This is a genomic window from Variovorax sp. RA8, from assembly GCF_901827175.1.
In the GTDB taxonomy this organism is placed as follows: domain Bacteria; phylum Pseudomonadota; class Gammaproteobacteria; order Burkholderiales; family Burkholderiaceae_C; genus Variovorax.
On the sequence record NZ_LR594663.1, the window covers coordinates 177,467 to 192,813 of the forward strand.

Sequence of the window (15,347 nt, forward strand, 5' to 3'; positions counted from 1 at the left end):
GAGCAGTCGATGCACGGAACGCGCCGTTTGCGCTGAGGAACGTCAGAACGGAATGTCGTCGTCCATGTCGTCGAAGCCGGTCGATGGTTTCGACTTAGCGGGCGGCGCCTGCCTTTGATTCGGGGTCGAGCTCGCCACGCCTGTCCCGCCCTCGTCATCATCGGCGGACACGGTTGCCAGGTCTGCATCCGCCCCGACATCCGTGAGCGCCTTCTCCAGCGCCTTCTCGACGGCGTCGATGCGTGCCTTGCACGTCTTGTACGCCTGCACCGACTCCTCGACGATAGACAACAGATCGTCGATGTTGGGCTCGCGCTGCTGACGGAGCGTCTCCGCATGGCGCTGCAGGACTCCGTAGGCCTCGCGAAACGACTTGCTCTCAGTTGCCATTCCGATCTCCTTTGTCCGCTGGATCGTCCGGCCGCAAGCGGGCCTTCAACGATCCGTCTTTGAATCCAATGGAAAATGTTCCCGCTGCCTTTGCTTGCGCGGCGCTGGTGACCGACTTGCCCGCATCGGAAGTCACCATCGCGAATCCACGCGTGAGCGTCTTCTCTGGTCCTTGCCCCGCGATCTCGCGCATGCGCGAGGTTGCGCCTTGCATGTGCAGTCGCACCGACATCTGCGTGCGTTCGATGACGGAGCGGACCAGCCCCGCACTATCGTGCGTTGTGCGCGCCGCAATGCCGCCGATCGAGTCCAGCACGGCCGGAAGTAGTGTCCCCGTTTCCCTTCGTACAGCAACCACGCTCGATCGCGCGAGCTGTTGAACCGTGGCCATTTCCGCCGTCGCGGCCCGCTTTGCGATATGGACATGCACAGGCGCGGAGGCGCGCACTTCGTGCATTCCCTGCCTCACGAAACCCTGTGCCTGACGCACGCGAGAAATGGACTCGACGCGAACGTTTGCCATGAGGGAAATGCTGCTGTCGCGCGCGGCGCCGACCGTCTCGACAGCGGCAGCGCGAATTTGCCCATCGAGGGCAACGCATTCGGCGGCCTTGTTCTGCAGTGTCTCGCGTATGCGTGCGGCGACCTGCTCAAACGAGGTGTGCGCCTGCGCCGCGCGCCTGGCGACGCACTGCTCGATATCGGCGATCACCTTGCTGGGAGTGTCATAGCTGCGATGTGCGACTTCATCGAGGAGCGTGCGATCCCGCTCGTGACCGATGCCGGTCAGCACAGGCACCGGGCAAACGCAGATGAATCGCGCCAGTTCGTAGTCATTCAGCCAAGCAAGATCGTTGACGGCCCCGCCCCCTCGAATGAGAATGACCGCGTCGAGCGGCGCCGCAGCCTGCTCGATTCCGCCTTGGAGCGCCATCACGATTTCGGCCGCGGCGCCCTCGCCCTGGAATCGGCTGTGCACGTAGACAAAGTGGCAAACCGAATGCCTGTGCAGCCGATGCGCTTCAGCCATGAAGTCACCAAGGCCCGCACCGCCCTCCGGTGCGACAACGAGTACGTTCGTGAAGTCCCATGGAGATGGCAGCCGCCGGTTGCGTTCGAAGAGCTCTTCCTCCTTCAGTCGCGCCCGGATCTTCCGTTTCTGCGCTTCCAGGTCCCCGACGGTGTAGGACGGATCGATGCTCGTGATGTCGAGCGAGAAACCGTACTGCGCCTTGAACACAGGACGGGCGAACACCAGAAGCTTGATGCCGGGCGCGAGCATCGCGCCGGTGGCCTCCTGGAACTGCGGAAGAATCTTCTCGGCGGTACGCGCCCAGATCGTTCCCCGGGCCTGTGCGAGCACCCTGCCCTCCTGGTCACGCTCGCTGAGCTCAAGGTAGACATTGCCTTGCTTCGCAGTGACGTTGACCACTTCCACCCGCGTCCAGACACCTTGCCGGAAGCCCTCGTGCACCAGCTTCGCGACGCCCATGAGCAGCTGCGAGAGACTGGTGCCTTGCACCGGCGCGACATCCCGTGAATCCGAGGGCGTCGACCCCGACGAGACCGATACCGGAGCGCCGGCCGGAAGCCATGATTGGAAAGGCTCCAGGGAGAGACCGACAGGGACGAACCACTGCCGCGCCGCGCCGTCCCAGCGGGCACCCAAGGCTTTTGCCTTGTCCTTTTGCGCGAAGGGAACGGTTAGGTCGGTGCCATCCATGGTGCTCGTCCGGATCGTGCGTGGCGCGCCGACGCGGGCCCCTATAGCCACGCCTCCTGCTCGTACTTGGCTCCTCGTTCCTCGATGCGCTCCAGCGTCTGGAGCAACGCGGCCGGGACATCGCTTCTCGCACGCAAGCGCGCGATCGCCGCGAGATCGTAGGTGTTCAGATCCAGTGGCTTGCCCAGCTCCAGAGACGCCAAGTCCATCGCACGAACTTCCCACGCACAACCGGCGGCCTGCGCGAGCGCGCCCACGGTGAGAGCGATCTCAAGGCCGGCGGGGTCCGCATCGGCACTCACATACACAACCGCGGGAGCACATCGCAGAACCCTGTCGACCGCCGCCGACCACGCGTGGGTCGGCCGACCCGCGATGAAGATGACGCAGGTGCCCGGCGTTCGCCGGCTCGCTTGGCGCTCGAAGCTGGCCCTGTTCTCGATGAACCAGTAGGAGGAAGGCCTATCCACCACTGCCTGCAGTTGTTGGGCCGCCGAGGCAGGTATCCCCAGAAATGGCACCGCCGACAACTGCATGTTTCCTTCCGGAAATTGAAGGCAGCAGTCGCCAGACACCCAGAATACGGGGGCAAACCGCTCGACGCCCAGCTCCTCGAGCGGAAGACGATCGGCCAGCCACTTCCACTCCGACTCGGTCACCGCCTTGCTGTGCGGCCGCGCGAAGATCGCGAAGTCCTGGCGCATCCCCCGGCGCTTCTCCTGAACCCAGGCATTCAAGGCCTCCACCAGTTCGGTGCGTTGATGGCGCACGGCATGGTGCATGGGCGGCTGCTGGACCAGCAGTTCCCGCGCCGCGGCTTGGACATCTCCGTCTGAGCTCTCCACCAGCGCCGCGAGCCTTGCGTCCAAAGTCTCGCGCGCCGCGTCGCGATCGGCACGCGTCGGCAGGCCTAGTGCCGTCTGCAGCGCCGGCAAGTCCAGCCAGCGCAAGGTGTAAGGCACCCAGAACCCGTTCTCGCGGCGCTCATCAACCGCGATCCAGCCTGCCAGCAGCAGCCGCTCCAATAAGCGCTCGGCTGCATCGAGCCGTGCGGCCCCTGCGAGTTTGCGCAGTGCGGCCACGCGGCGAGAGTCGCCTGTGCCTGTACCCACCCACTTCACCAGCAGTTCGCGCTCGGCCGCCGTGAGGGCCCACAGCATGGGCGCCCCGCGATCGGGAACTCGTGCGCGCCTGTCGGCGCCAGTGGCCGTGATGCGAATCATGCGGCCTTCCTTGCATCGCCATCGAGGCGACGCTGGACGACGGCGATCGGTGGGGCCCACCGCTCCCCGGCGACCTTGGTGCTGGTTACGAGCATGATCTCGGCGGGCTCGAAGACCTCGACGTTGTGGGTGATGGGCGTCGTGAGCAAGTACTGCGCACGCGTGGAGCGCAGGAAATGGCTCACCAGCTGAATGTTGCGCACGTCCAGGTGTGCGAACGGCTCGTCGATGAATACGAACCCGCCCGGGGTTTCTTCGTCCTTGAGCAGGCCCACGAGCAGGATCAGGCTCTTCATGACCTGCTGGCCGCCGGACGCTTCTCCGTCGTTGAGGCCAATGGCGGCCTTGCCGTCGAAATTGAACTTCACATGCAAGCCGGCCTGCGCAAGGGTCGTGTCGTCGTTGTCAAGGTGGGGCGGCTCCGCCTCCACCGTCACTCCCGCGAGCTCGCCCAACTCCACGATGGTGCGGCGATACCTTCTCGCCGTGGCACGCAGCACCTCGATGTACTTGCCTCGCGCATTGCCGACCGCCTCGCCGGCACTGGCATTTCGAGCCTTTGCATCTTCCACCGACAGCGCCTGGTCATCCACCCGGATCTTCATGAGCGAACAGCGCTCCTGCACCGTGTCGTCGGTAACCCAGGTTCCCGCATCCAGCTCACGCTGGACAGCCTGTTGCCGCAGCTTCGCCTGCTGCGCATTCGTGAACTCCGCGCGCAGCTCCACAAGACGCTCGGGCGTGCGCCAGCGCGCGGGCAAGCGTGAGCGAACTTGATTGGAGTCCTTCACTTTCTCCGCGGACGCCTGCCTCTGCCGCTGGCACTCCAGCTCCGATTGCTGCAGCTTCTGCTCGGCTTGCGTCAAAGCCCGGGACGCTTCCTTGTACTCACTTTCGAGCCGCTGCTCGTTCCGGTTGGCCTCGGTGAGCTGGCCATCCAAGGTCGACCACCGCGTGCCCGCCGCAACACGCGCCTGCTTCAGACCGGGGAACTTCGCCTGCGCGTCCGCGAATTCGACGGCGCGTCGTGCAAGCTCCTCGGCCGCTTTGTGGCCGTCCAGCGACTTGACCACCTGCGCCGCCTGCCGCTTCAGTGTGGTGAGCTCCTTGGCCACGCGTACCATTTCGGCGTCCTCGCGATCGACGATGCCTGCAAGGTGAACGCGCTTTGCCTCAAGAGCCGCCGCACCGAACTGGCATTGCGCGTCATCGACCCACACCGAACGCCCGCCGCGGTTATCCCGGAAGTACGCCTGGGGTGTGATCCATTCGCCGCCGCCCTTGCGACCGGCTTCGACGGTGTCGGCACGGCGGATGGCGGCAAGGTGCTTGCGCAGCCAACTTGGAACATTCGAGGTGAACTGCGTCACTTCCAACAGGGGGTCTCCTCGTTTTCAGTGCAATAAGTGACGGTACGCAAAGCTAGCACTGGCGCGGGGGTGGTCTGGGTAGACCGTTGATTTCATTGACTTTCCTGTTCGCTTTGTAAACGGGTATGGTGGCCTCCCACTTTTGAGGTTCACGATGCAGGGTTGGCACACAACGTTTTTGGGGATGCGTGGGCTCCCCCGCGATATCAGCGACTTCGAGATGAAGGCATTTTTCACCTTCGATGGTGCCGAGCGCGACGCAATCAATGCACGCCGAGGTGATTCCCACAAGCTTGGTCTGGCGCTCCATATTGGTTTCCTGCGCATGAGTGGGCGTTTGCTCGGTGCCTTTCGGGTAATTCCAGTAGCCTTGTGGCGCCACCTTGGCAACGAGCTTGGCATTGCAGCACCAGAAGTCGCCTCGCTGAGAGCCATGTATGAACGCGGGCGCACGCTATTCGATCACCAACAAGTAGCCTGCACGGTCCTTGGATTCCAGTGGATGAGCGAGCACCAGCGCCGCTCACTGGTACGTGAACTGCGCGACGAAGTGGCGCGCTGCGCCGACCGCGATCAGCTACTCGTGCGGGCGCGTCAATGGCTGTACAAGAACAAGCTGGTGATCGTGCACGAGCGGGCAATTCGGACACTGATTGCGGCGGCACTTGCCCAGCTTGAAGTTGAAACAGGCACCGCCATCGCCGCCAGCGTTGATCCAGCAACACTTGATCGCTGGCGAGCCTCAGTTTCAGAGCTGCGCCCAGATGGACAAACCCAGCAGAGTTGGCTATGGGCTGCACCGGCGAAACACTCAACCCGCCAAATCAGCGAGGTACTGGAGCGCATCGACCTGCTTTACACGCTGGACGTTCATAAGCACCTGGCAGACATCCCCGATCTCATCTTGCGCCGCTACGCGCGCCGACTTGTCTCCAGGCCGCCCTCAGCCGGAGCCAAGATCAAAGAGCCAGCGCGCACCGTGGAGGTCGCATGCTTTCTTCGGTATTGCCTGTTCACCACCACAGACCAGTTGATCCTTATGGTGCAGCGCCGGATCGCCGATCTGTGGCGTCAGGCTGCCGCCGATGTCCCCGCTACCGTCAATTGGGCCGCAATGTACAAAACGCTGCTCGGCGAACTTGTTGCCTTGAGCGCGCAAGGTGCGGTGCCAGATGCTGAGTTGCGTGCCCGTCTTGAAGCCTTGATCACCGAAACCCAGAAACGCAAACCACCGAGCAGGGCCTCCCTGGTCCGCGAGGGATTGATTGATGGAATTCGCCCCGTGCGGTCGTTGCTCGTCGCCATTGCAAAGCTGCCCTGGCAGGCCACCGGCGAGCATCCTGCCATCGAGTACCTTGCCAAGCTGCAAGCTTTATATCTCAAAGGATCCAGAAAGCTGCCAGTTGAAGTGGTGGCACCAAGTCTGGGAATGATCTGGCAGGTTTCGATCTCCAGCCCAGACCGGGAACGGGCGTTTCAGGCGTTGGAGGTGGCCACCCTGTTTGCCCTGCGCCGCGCGGTGCGCAATGGCTCGGTCTGGATTGAGCACAGCCTGAGCTTTCGGGGTCGTGCGCGCTTGTTCTTCACGGACGAGCGTTGGCAGGCAGAGTCCAAGAAACACTATGCCCGTCTATCGTTACCCAGCAAGGCTGCCACTTTCTTGAAGCCTTTGCTGGCCAGAGTAACTGCCGGTGTCGATGCGGTGGCCGCTGCAGCCCGCAGTGGCGTACTGCGCGTGGATGATGAACTCCATTTGTCGCCATTGCCCGCAGAGGACGAAGACCCAGAAGTGACCAAGCTGCGCGCGGCTTTGGATCACCGCATCGGTGAGGTTCAATTGCCGGAAGTGATTCTGGCCGTTGACGCCCAGGTGCGCTTTAGCTGGATCATGCTCGGACGTGAGCCGCGCTCTACCGACGAGCTGCTGATGGTCTATGCCGGCATCATGGCCCACGGCACCAGTCTGACTGCGGTCGAATGCGCGCGCATGATTCCGCAATTGTCTGCCACCAGCATTCGCCAGGCCATGCGCTGGGCGCGGGACGAACGGCGTCTGAGCCAGGCCTGCCAGGCTGTGCTGGAATTCATGCAGCGACACCCGATTGCCGCCACCTGGGGGCGGTCCGATTTGGCATCTTCTGACATGATGACCATGGAGACCACCAAACGGGTGTGGCAAGCCCGGCTTGATCCTCGGCGCAACACACCTTCCATTGGAATCTACTCCCATGTAAAAGACCGGTGGGGCATCTTCCATGCGCAGCCCTTTGTGCTCAATGAGCGCCAGGCGGGCGTGGCCATTGAAGGTGTCATCCGCCAAGAAAAGCTGGAGACCAGCCAGCTTGCTGTGGATACCCATGGCTACACCGACTTTGCCATGTCACATGCCCGTTTGCTTGGTTTTGATCTTTGCCCGCGGTTGAAGGAACTCAAACAGCGCCACCTCTTTGTGCCACGCGGCACCAAAGTGCCCGCAGAAATCGCTGCGGTGTGCGAAGCCAATGTCGACGTCGCTTTGATCGAAAAGCATTGGGATAGTCTGGTGCACCTGGCAGCCTCGGTCATGAGCGGACATGCCAGTGCGGTGGCAGCTCTTGCGCGGTTCGGTTCTGCCGCCCAGGGCGATCCAATCTATGAGGCTGGCGTGCAATTGGGGCGGTTGCTGCGTACGGCGTTTTTGGCTGACTACTTTGTCAAGGACGCTTTCAGGAACGAGTTGCGCCGGGTGCTCAATCGGGGCGAGGCTGTTAACGCCCTCAAGCGCGCCATTTATACCGGCCGGATCAGCCCGGCGCAGGCCAAACGTGTCGATGAAATGCAGGCTGTGGCCGATGCGTTGAGCCTGATGGCCAACATCGTGATGGCGTGGAATACCTCACAGATGCAGGCGGTCCTGGATCGCTGGTCGAACCGCCGCCAGGTCATTCCACCGGAACTGATCGGGAAGATTGCGCCCACCAGGCTGGAGAGCATCAACTTGCGGGGTGTGTTTCGCTTCCCGGTTGACCGCTATGCTGACCAAATCCTGCCTTCGCGGCCAAATGCATCGATAACTGGCACCAATGGATGAAACCGACCACGGTTTGACGCCACGAATCGCAGATTTGAAAGTGAACAGGAAAGTCAATGAAATCAACGATCTACCAACACCACCTCCGCGCCAGTGCTAGCTTTTCGTACCGTCACTTATTGCACTGAAAACGAGGAGACCCCTCCAAGGGGGCAACGGCGATTGGTACGTCCAGGTTGCCCCGCACCATGGCCGCACCACCGAAGGCGTGAGGCTGTGCACCTCTGGCGGTGCATCGAGCCACGCCCCGGGATTGACCGTCGCGATCGCAAGCGCCTACCGCGCGATCATGGCCGCGCAGCGCGGCGAGCCTGCGCCACCTTCGCGCATGGATATGGAAGAGGAGGTCGCGGCCTGACGCGCGGCGTTCCCGGCGCACCAGTTCGAGTTCGGGACCATCACCCGGAGGACGGGGGCGGACACCTGACGTCCGCCTCTCGCAGAGGGCGGTGGGGTCGGGCTACCTGATTCCAGGCCCTGCCACGGGCGGCGGCTCGAGGTCAGCGATGTCCTTGCACACGAGGTTGATGTTTGTCTGCAGTCGCCTAACATTCCCGACGAAGTAGCTGGCAGCTGATTCAGCACGCTCGCGAAACTCGTCCGCGGTGAAGTACTCATGCCTGGCGAGTTCAAGGATGTCACCCCGATCATTGCCTTCGAACCGGCCCAGCTTCGAGACGGCAAGGTCCAGCGGCGACAACACCTTCAGCTTGATGAGACGCCGCTCGTTGCCTATGCCATCCCACTCTCGCGCGTCATCCTCGTAGTCCTCATGCATTGGGCCGAGCGTGGGAGAGTAGGTCGCGTCGAAGTAGAGCTGCATTGGCTTGCCCGAGGCGTCTGCAAAATCGACGATCAGGTCATTGGGATCCAGCGTCACCCTGCGAGAAAAGCTGGCGTCCACGTCCGCAGTGAAGCGACTTCCGCAGTAGAAGTTCACAGCCAGGCCACCCGCCAGGTACATGATGATCGGCTCTCCCGCATAGCCGTTTTCCCGAAGCGTGGCATCGATCCTATTGAGCATGGTCGATAGTGCCGCAGCAAGCTCAGCGGTGGCGTGATTCATGGGCGATCCTGGTCTTCAGCATGTGATCGAATCGGCTGCAATTGAACTCGACCGCCTTGGCTAGTCTGGAGAAGTGCCCAACCGAGCCGGGTGAGAGGCGGTCTGCGACGCGAAAGAGGGCATCGTCATGGCCGTACCACCAGCCGCCAGCAAGGAAAAGAGCGGCAGCCGCGACCTCCTCAGAGCTCACAGGCCCGGCCGCCGCGAGTTCGAGCCAGTCCTCTTCACGGAACTGCCTCTTCTGGGCGGCGCTGAACGCGAGGAGCTGCTCCTCATGGTCTCGGGTCATGCCACAAATCATAGAGGCGTTGAACTGCAAACTGAAAATCGCACGCGAAAAGACGATAGATCGAGAGAATCCCTATCATGCGACCCTATCAACTCATGACAGCAGTCCGGTGCCGGGCCTGGCTGGCCCTTTGCGCCGGCGTAGCACAGGAGACGCTGCAGCTGGACGGGCACGGCCCCAGGGAGACCTTCGTCCCGTTCCAGGACGAGTTTTTTGCCGACCCGATGAAGACAGGCGCCCTCGGCCTCCTGCTGCAGTGGGCGTGCGAGGACAATGAGAGCTACGCGGCCACCTTCGGTCCCGTCGCTTTCAGCGAACGATCCTTGTGCCCCCTCCACCACGAGGGCATCGACTTCGCTGTGAGCGTGGTCCGCAATGGGATCATGGACGACTGGGAGATCTATGCCCACTGGGGGCAGGGCGGCTACGTGATCGTGCCCGAGTGGCAGCGGCAGGACGCCGATCGGCGTTTCGACTTCGACTGGGCTCCCGACTGGTTGTACCGCAGGTGCGGCGGCGCGCGCGATGCTGCCGCGCTACCGGGAGAGGTCCGTGATGCGCTGCACGTCAGGGCGATCGAGCTCGCGATGGTCGATGGCCGCGAAGAACTTGCCGACGCGCCTCGGGGATAGCCGCATCATGACGACTCGAACCATGCCCCGTCCGGGCATTACGCCGCACATCGCGCCAATGACGATCAGCGCGCTGATCAATGACCTCAAGCAATTCGACCCGGACAAGTCTCAGCGAGACCGCTACGTGATGGGGCTGCCGCTCGCGCCATGGCAACGCGAGTTCAAGTGGTCCGACGACCAGGCCCGTCGCTTCATTCACAGCGCCTGGACCGGTGTGCACCTCGGAACCTACGTGGTGACCGAGTTCGAGCTGCGGCCGGAGATCGACGGCTTTCGCGGCATCGAGTTCATGCCCCTGTCCAACTGCGTGATCGACGGCCAGCAGCGGCTCAAGGCGCTGGAGATGTTCCTCACCGACCAGCTCGCCGTTGCCGACAGCGAAGGCAGGCTCACGCTGTGGTCGGAGGTCGATGCGCGCGATCGTCGGCGATTCCAGAACACGATCTTCTCGCGCGGCATCATTCGCGAGCGCGACGAGACGAAGTTGCGTGCGACCTACGATCTCATGAATTTCGGGGGAAGTCCCCATCTCGAGTCCGAGCGAGCCATGCCTCAACCGCGCCTGGTGCGAGTAGGCAATGAGTTCTTCGTGGATCGTTCCGACACGGCTAGCCTCACGGCCGCCCAGGAGCAAGCGCGGCACGAGGCGGTCTTCAGGTATTCGCAAAGCCGCTCACCGGCGGCCGAGCTCGTCCGGGCGCGCCTCGACGGCGCCGACGCGGGTATTGACGATGACGTGGCCGGGGAGGAAGCCCCGGATGCCCCGCGCCCGCGCTGATGGCGCACCGCACCACAATACACACGTGACCCTCCGCCTGTTCCACGGCACCACCGAGCAGTTCGATTCCTTCGACACGAGCTGCATGCTCGGCGCCCACTTCGGCACGGCCACCGCGGCCGAGGCCCGGCTGCACGACATCGCCGGCGGGGAGGGCGAGGTGCGCGAGTACGAGATCACCTTCCAGAACGCCCTGGAGATCGTCGATCTGGGTACCTGGGGGTTTCCGTCGGTCCTGCGAGAACTTCGCTCCAAGGGCGTCCTGAGTGCAGCGCAGGTGAATGCTGCGTACGAGGCGAACAACCGAAGCGACACGGAAGGGTGGGCGTTCGTGAAGGATGCGCTCCGGGCGGCCGGCTATGACGCGCTGCGGTACTCCAACCTGGTCGAGGACCCCGGGAGCGAGAGTTTCATCGTGCTGGAGCCCGAGCAGATCGGGCCATGCGAGGACGATGCGCCATCCGTTCCACGGCCAGTTTAGGCCCTCGGCCAAGGTGCCGGGCGGGCGCTTTCGGGGCCACGAGGGCCAGTTGACTCTGCCAGTCGCGATCGCGATGATCCTGCGATTACACCCTGTGCGGGAGGCGGTATGCCGATGGCGAATGGTGTTGGCCGAAAGGTGCGGGCCCGTGGCGCGGGGAAGGAGCTTGGAGAGCCAGCGCACGAGGAATTGTTCCGCTGGCTTGTCGACAATCTTGACTCCATCGTTTCACACCATTTGTCGGCCCATCCGAAGCGGATGCAAGATCTCGCAGAGAAGGCGAACGATCGCTGGCGCGAGGCTGCCTCGCGAGAGCTCGCCAGTCTGGCTCGCTTGGCCGAGCAGTATTCGGAAGATGCAAAACTGGTCGCGCTGGCGGAGAAGCATCGAAAAACCTTACTTTCGCTTCTCGATAGCCCATTCCTGTTGAACGGCGACGATTCCAAATCACTCGGTGCGGCAAAGCTTCTCGCATGGGCCGCCCAGCATCCGGTTCGTGACGACGTGGGGTCGAACTATTTGGACGTACACGAAAGCAAAGGCCAGGTGGTTGGCTACGTCGACGTCTGTGCGAAGGTCGAAATGGTGAGGCAACTTGAGCTCACGCCGTCGATGGACCGGTCGTCGTGGCTCGGGGGGCGCGACAAGGACGGTATCGCCAAGAACCTTAGAACTTGGCATCCCAAGGCCCCGACCTGGGTCCGCGATACAAAATCGCACGACGCATGGTTCGATGTCCGCGCTCTCCCATTTGTACTGGGTGAACTGCTGCGAGACTTGAAGCAGCTTCGTGACTACCTTCCCGCCGCTCATGCGCTCATCGTGCTCGTCGTGCTCGTCGTGCCCGATTGCGCCCTCGCTGACCAGAAGCTTTTGAATCACGAAGGCTTTTGGGTCCTCTCACGCCGGCTGGTCGACGCGGCGGTGACGGCGGCACGGCTGCCCAAATCAGTCACGCAGCCAGCCGATGCTCGTAGTAGGGCCGGGCACGGTCCTCAAGAATCGCGTACTGCGCGGCGAGATCCTTCGGGTCAGGCTGAAGCCAGGCGTCGACGTTCTCGGGCTTGATAGGGACGATGCACCTGTCATGGCCAGCAGCGGCCACCTCGGGGGGCGGCTCGTCGGTGATCGCTGCGAACGAGAGCAGGTCCGGCTCATCGCCCGAGCCCCGCCAGTGCGACCATAGGCAAGCCACCAGCATGTCCTGCTGCGGCCGCGGCCGGAACTCCAGCACCGTGTTCGTCCCGTCGCGATCCACGTTCTCGTAGAAGGCGTTCACGACCATGATGCCATGTGAGAAGCCGAACACGTTCCCCCAGAAGCCGCCCTCCAAATTGTCGGACCTCGCGTTGTAACTGCCGGGGTACCTGGTGTCGTAGTTGGCCGGCTTCCCGGCCGGCCGGCACTGGTACCGCATCGGCTTCATGACGCGCTTGCCGTCCTCCCAGACGATCACCGGTGCGTAGACACCGGGGAAGATCCTGGCATCCCGCTCCTTCGGCTCCACGCGGCTCAGGTCCGCGAGCTTGCCCTTGGCCCACTCGATCTTGTCCGTGGCAATGCGGACATCGTCGATTGCCTTCTTGGTGACCTTGGTCTGCAGGGTGCGCTCGGCGTCGGCCAGGCGCTTGCGCTGCTTAAAGAGTTCCTGCTCGAGTTTGGTGGCCTGCTGCGTGTTGAACTCGTCGATCAGGGCCTTGATCTCGCGCTCGGCGTCGGACTGCGGCGCGTGGAACGCCGCATCAATCACCTTGGGGATCTTGATCCTTGGGTTGGTGCGCCGCTCGAAGTAGATCTTCGCGAACTCTTCGAGCTTGAGGTCGCCGCCGAACTGGCGGATGAACCGCGTGAAGTCGGCCTTGATCAGGGCGGAGTAGCACATAAGCGGAAACGGAGTAGTTGTGTCGACAGGAGCCAGAAACTCGAGCAGAAAGTACCGCCAGGACTATCTCACGATCGCTGGCGTGCTGGCCGCAATAGACATCGTCGGCTATCCCCTACCCCTGCGGACGCGCCTGGGCAGCTTCAGAAAATCCAGGTCGGGCAGGCGGAGGCAAGTAGGAGCTTTGAGGCCTGCCCCGACGGCCCTGGCTTGCGCTCAGCAGAACCTTTGGATACATTCTGGTCCGGCCCTACCACGTTGGCCAGCCCGCTCACAAGGCGAAGTCGAATCGGCACCGTGTACTGACTAGGCGCTTCCTGTGTTTGCCGCCTTGACTCGATGTGTGAGCGCATCGCCGATTGGCGGCCGAACTTTGGAGGCCCCAGTGCCCAAGAATTTCTCTGACGTTGAGATCGAATACCTTCGCCGCCAGGCCAAGGATCTAAAACGCTCCGAAGCTATTCCCCTCTACGAGGCTCAAGACCGCGTTGCCAAGAACAATGGTTGGGCTAACTGGTCGCTGCTGCACAAGCATGGCGTCCACGCGCCAGAAGCATCCGGTCGCAGGCCGTTCCTCTTCACACGTAGCGACGAAGAGATGCGCAAGGCCCTGCGCAAGGTTCCCGAGCCCGGGTGGCTGGTGAAGAAGCGCCGCTACGAACTCGCGCGCGAGATGGTCGAGGTGATCGACGACAAGTTCATCTCCGCGGCAAACGCTATCGATTTCGCGATCTCGTACATGGAGACCTTGCTGCGCGCTCCCCGGTTTCTCGTCAGCAGCTCATCCCCCGTCTACTGGGAAATGCGCCACTGGCTTCCGTATTCCGCGTTGGAGGTTAGCGATGAGCAGCGGATCCTCGTGAACCGTCACTACAAGCTGGTGGGCCAAACAAGCGACGAGTGGGCCGTCTACGAGGACCACCCACACCTGCATCTGACCGTCACCGAGCAGCAAACCTCGGCATGGAAGCCGTACGGCTCCCGACCCGGGTTTTTCTACAACGATGGCTGCCCGCCCTGGGGCTCCCGTCGCTTCGCAGAGGACTACCTGCTCAACCTGCGCGAGGCCAAGAAGGTCCTCGCTCACTGACTGCGCAGCCAAAATCGGGGCTGCCTGCTGGTCCGGCGGCGGGGTGCGCCTGGCCGGCCCGGCGCGCCGCCGGCGGCAGCGGGTGCCAGGCGCAAGCCGGCGCGCCCGCTGAAACTGCGATCGCGAAGCCGCTGCGCGCACAAACCCTTCGATGGCGGAGCTGAGCACGGAACGCCGCGGGGCCGGAGCGCTGCGCCGGCGGGACCCTTCGCCGTCGAAACTTCCGCAGGCGGAGCTTCTTCGGACGAAACTTCTGCGGTCGAACTTTTTGCGGTCGCAGCTGTTTTTTTTCGGGGCTGCTGACTATATGGGTGTCCATCCACATGAAAAGGACCCTCCATGACTTCCATCCCCCCGTTCAATCCCGGCCCCATGTTCCGGCGTGCGTACGCGGCCGATCCAGCGGCGCAGTGCGCCTGGCGGCTTGTCAACGAAGACGGATTCTTCCAGGAGATGGCAGAGGCCACCAGGAACGGGCGGCCGGCCCTGGAGCCTGGCCAGGCGCGCCTGGCGAGGGCCCTGCCAGAGCTTCAGGCCGATGACGAGACGGCGAGGCACCTCAAACGCATGATCGGGCGCATGGCGCGCCAAGTCATGGAGCGCGAGGGATTCGTCTTCGAGCCTGGCAGCGTCCCGATCTCCGAGCCGATTCTTTTCCTGACTGCGGCGCCCTACCGCCCCCGGACATGAGGCCGACGAGGCCCGCTTCGCGCGCTCGTCGGCGGCCGGCGTCTATTGCTGGCGCTACGGCTCACGATGGAGCGCCGGCGCTCCTGATGCTCGCGCGTGGGCGGGGCTCGCAGGCGCAACTTCCTGCGCAGTCGAAACTTCCGGCGCCGGGGCTTCGCAGACGGGCTGGCGCTGGCGCGAACTTGCGCGCGCGGGGCTTTCGCTGGCGCTGTTTCGGGATCGGGGCTTTGGGCTTTGGGCGGGCAACGCGCGCGCCTGCTCGCGCTGGAGGTCAAGACGATAGCGTGAGTCTAGAACCGGAACCGCGAATTGCCGCCTCGCGTCATCCCTCACACTGGTGTTGCCGGGCGCGAAGCACCCACCTACCCTGCATGGCCTGATCCGCACGAGGAACGCTAGCGGGACCCTTCGCCGGGTTCGTCTAGCTCAATGAGCGAGCCGCCTGGCCACGGCGCTCCATCCCGGCCAGTTGCTCGCATCGAATGGAACGGCGCTCTCCACAGCTTCCTCTGCCCACGCAGTCAACGCGGCGCGCTCGGCATTGGTCATCAACGGAGCGATGCGCACGATCCGCTCGATGTGGAGCATGTAGGGGTGCCGAGCGATGGCTTCTTCGATTTTCGTCATGGTGTTCGAGCGATGGTCCCACTGTCCGGTACG

The 15,347-nt window shown here is 63.2% G+C and carries 15 protein-coding genes; 7 read left to right on the forward strand and 8 right to left on the reverse strand.

From position 1 onward, the window contains the following. Nucleotides 1–42: 42 nt before the first annotated feature. Genes xseB through E5P3_RS31865 form a run of 4 tightly spaced genes read right to left on the reverse strand, consistent with a single transcriptional unit; the run spans nucleotide 43 to nucleotide 4,706 of the window. Entirely contained in the window at nucleotides 43–390 is a 348-nt protein-coding gene (xseB, locus tag E5P3_RS31850; RefSeq protein ID WP_068673232.1) for an exodeoxyribonuclease VII small subunit, read from the reverse strand. Then, on the reverse strand, nucleotides 380–2,113 hold the full coding sequence (xseA, locus tag E5P3_RS31855) for an exodeoxyribonuclease VII large subunit (protein WP_068673230.1): 1,734 nt from the start codon (nucleotides 2,111–2,113) through the stop codon (nucleotides 380–382). The genes xseB and xseA overlap by 11 nt, the downstream gene beginning before the upstream one ends. A 41-nt stretch (nucleotides 2,114–2,154) precedes the next feature. Continuing rightward, nucleotides 2,155–3,336 carry a hypothetical protein gene (locus E5P3_RS31860; protein ID WP_068673228.1) on the reverse strand — a complete coding sequence of 394 codons (1,182 nt, stop codon included), beginning with the start codon at nucleotides 3,334–3,336 and terminating at the stop codon, nucleotides 2,155–2,157. After that, nucleotides 3,333–4,706 (reverse strand): ATP-binding protein, encoded by a 1,374-nt coding sequence (locus tag E5P3_RS31865; protein WP_232073601.1) that lies wholly within the window; start codon nucleotides 4,704–4,706, stop codon nucleotides 3,333–3,335. The genes E5P3_RS31860 and E5P3_RS31865 overlap by 4 nt, the downstream gene beginning before the upstream one ends. Nucleotides 4,707–4,860: 154 nt before the next feature. Between E5P3_RS31865 and E5P3_RS31870 the strand changes: the two genes are divergently transcribed. Further along, nucleotides 4,861–7,776, forward strand: a complete 2,916-nt coding sequence (locus tag E5P3_RS31870; protein ID WP_003158660.1) for a Tn3-like element IS1071 family transposase — start codon at nucleotides 4,861–4,863, stop codon at nucleotides 7,774–7,776. Between the two features lie 460 nt (nucleotides 7,777–8,236). Here E5P3_RS31870 and E5P3_RS31875 read toward each other — a convergent pair whose 3' ends face one another. Beyond that, nucleotides 8,237–8,842: a DUF6036 family nucleotidyltransferase gene (locus E5P3_RS31875; RefSeq protein WP_162590073.1), complete on the reverse strand. Its 606-nt coding sequence runs from the start codon at nucleotides 8,840–8,842 to the stop codon at nucleotides 8,237–8,239. Further along, nucleotides 8,823–9,131: a hypothetical protein gene (locus E5P3_RS31880; protein WP_162590074.1), complete on the reverse strand. Its 309-nt coding sequence runs from the start codon at nucleotides 9,129–9,131 to the stop codon at nucleotides 8,823–8,825. Before E5P3_RS31880 ends, E5P3_RS31875 begins: the two co-directional genes overlap by 20 nt. 77 nt (nucleotides 9,132–9,208) lie before the next feature. Here E5P3_RS31880 and E5P3_RS31885 point away from each other — a divergent pair, with 77 nt between their 5' ends. The 4 genes from E5P3_RS31885 (at nucleotide 9,209) to E5P3_RS31900 (ending at nucleotide 12,093) form a co-directional block, all read left to right on the forward strand. After that, a complete protein-coding gene (locus E5P3_RS31885; protein WP_162590075.1) occupies nucleotides 9,209–9,763 on the forward strand; it encodes a hypothetical protein in 555 nt (184 codons plus the stop codon). A 7-nt stretch (nucleotides 9,764–9,770) separates the two neighbouring features. Further along, nucleotides 9,771–10,544, forward strand: a complete 774-nt coding sequence (locus E5P3_RS31890; RefSeq protein ID WP_162590076.1) for a DUF262 domain-containing protein — start codon at nucleotides 9,771–9,773, stop codon at nucleotides 10,542–10,544. Between the two features lie 25 nt (nucleotides 10,545–10,569). Continuing rightward, on the forward strand, nucleotides 10,570–11,025 hold the full coding sequence (locus E5P3_RS31895) for a hypothetical protein (protein WP_162590077.1): 456 nt from the start codon (nucleotides 10,570–10,572) through the stop codon (nucleotides 11,023–11,025). A gap of 114 nt (nucleotides 11,026–11,139) precedes the next feature. After that, a complete protein-coding gene (locus tag E5P3_RS31900; RefSeq protein ID WP_162590078.1) occupies nucleotides 11,140–12,093 on the forward strand; it encodes a hypothetical protein in 954 nt (317 codons plus the stop codon). Here E5P3_RS31900 and E5P3_RS31905 read toward each other — a convergent pair. Further along, entirely contained in the window at nucleotides 11,978–12,907 is a 930-nt protein-coding gene (locus E5P3_RS31905; protein WP_162590079.1) for an SOS response-associated peptidase family protein, read from the reverse strand. The two genes, E5P3_RS31900 and E5P3_RS31905, sit on opposite strands and share 116 nt — an antisense overlap. A gap of 385 nt (nucleotides 12,908–13,292) precedes the next feature. Here E5P3_RS31905 and E5P3_RS31910 point away from each other — a divergent pair, with 385 nt between their 5' ends. Continuing rightward, a complete protein-coding gene (locus E5P3_RS31910) occupies nucleotides 13,293–13,997 on the forward strand; it encodes a hypothetical protein (RefSeq protein ID WP_162590080.1) in 705 nt (234 codons plus the stop codon). Between the two features lie 339 nt (nucleotides 13,998–14,336). After that, nucleotides 14,337–14,687, forward strand: coding sequence for a hypothetical protein (locus E5P3_RS31915; protein WP_162590081.1), 351 nt, complete (start codon nucleotides 14,337–14,339; stop codon nucleotides 14,685–14,687). A 426-nt stretch (nucleotides 14,688–15,113) separates the two neighbouring features. On the opposite strand, the gene E5P3_RS31920 is transcribed toward E5P3_RS31915, so the two are convergent. After that, nucleotides 15,114–15,314, reverse strand: coding sequence for a hypothetical protein (locus E5P3_RS31920; RefSeq protein ID WP_162590082.1), 201 nt, complete (start codon nucleotides 15,312–15,314; stop codon nucleotides 15,114–15,116). Nucleotides 15,315–15,347: the final 33 nt, after the last annotated feature.

Excerpts from the sequence above, each read along its gene's own strand:
- E5P3_RS31870 (WP_003158660.1), top strand. The coding sequence starts at position 4,861 with ATGCAGGGTTGGCACACAACGTTTTTGGGGATGCGTGGGCTCCCCCGC.
- E5P3_RS31880 (WP_162590074.1), bottom strand. The coding sequence starts at position 9,131 with ATGACCCGAGACCATGAGGAGCAGCTCCTCGCGTTCAGCGCCGCCCAG.
- E5P3_RS31915 (WP_162590081.1), top strand. The coding sequence starts at position 14,337 with ATGACTTCCATCCCCCCGTTCAATCCCGGCCCCATGTTCCGGCGTGCG.
- E5P3_RS31860 (WP_068673228.1), bottom strand. The coding sequence starts at position 3,336 with ATGATTCGCATCACGGCCACTGGCGCCGACAGGCGCGCACGAGTTCCC.
- E5P3_RS31905 (WP_162590079.1), bottom strand. The coding sequence starts at position 12,907 with ATGTGCTACTCCGCCCTGATCAAGGCCGACTTCACGCGGTTCATCCGC.
- E5P3_RS31875 (WP_162590073.1), bottom strand. The coding sequence starts at position 8,842 with ATGAATCACGCCACCGCTGAGCTTGCTGCGGCACTATCGACCATGCTC.
- xseA (WP_068673230.1), bottom strand. The coding sequence starts at position 2,113 with ATGGATGGCACCGACCTAACCGTTCCCTTCGCGCAAAAGGACAAGGCA.
- xseB (WP_068673232.1), bottom strand. The coding sequence starts at position 390 with ATGGCAACTGAGAGCAAGTCGTTTCGCGAGGCCTACGGAGTCCTGCAG.
- E5P3_RS31890 (WP_162590076.1), top strand. The coding sequence starts at position 9,771 with ATGACGACTCGAACCATGCCCCGTCCGGGCATTACGCCGCACATCGCG.
- E5P3_RS31920 (WP_162590082.1), bottom strand. The coding sequence starts at position 15,314 with ATGACGAAAATCGAAGAAGCCATCGCTCGGCACCCCTACATGCTCCAC.
- E5P3_RS31900 (WP_162590078.1), top strand. The coding sequence starts at position 11,140 with ATGGCGAATGGTGTTGGCCGAAAGGTGCGGGCCCGTGGCGCGGGGAAG.
- E5P3_RS31885 (WP_162590075.1), top strand. The coding sequence starts at position 9,209 with ATGCGACCCTATCAACTCATGACAGCAGTCCGGTGCCGGGCCTGGCTG.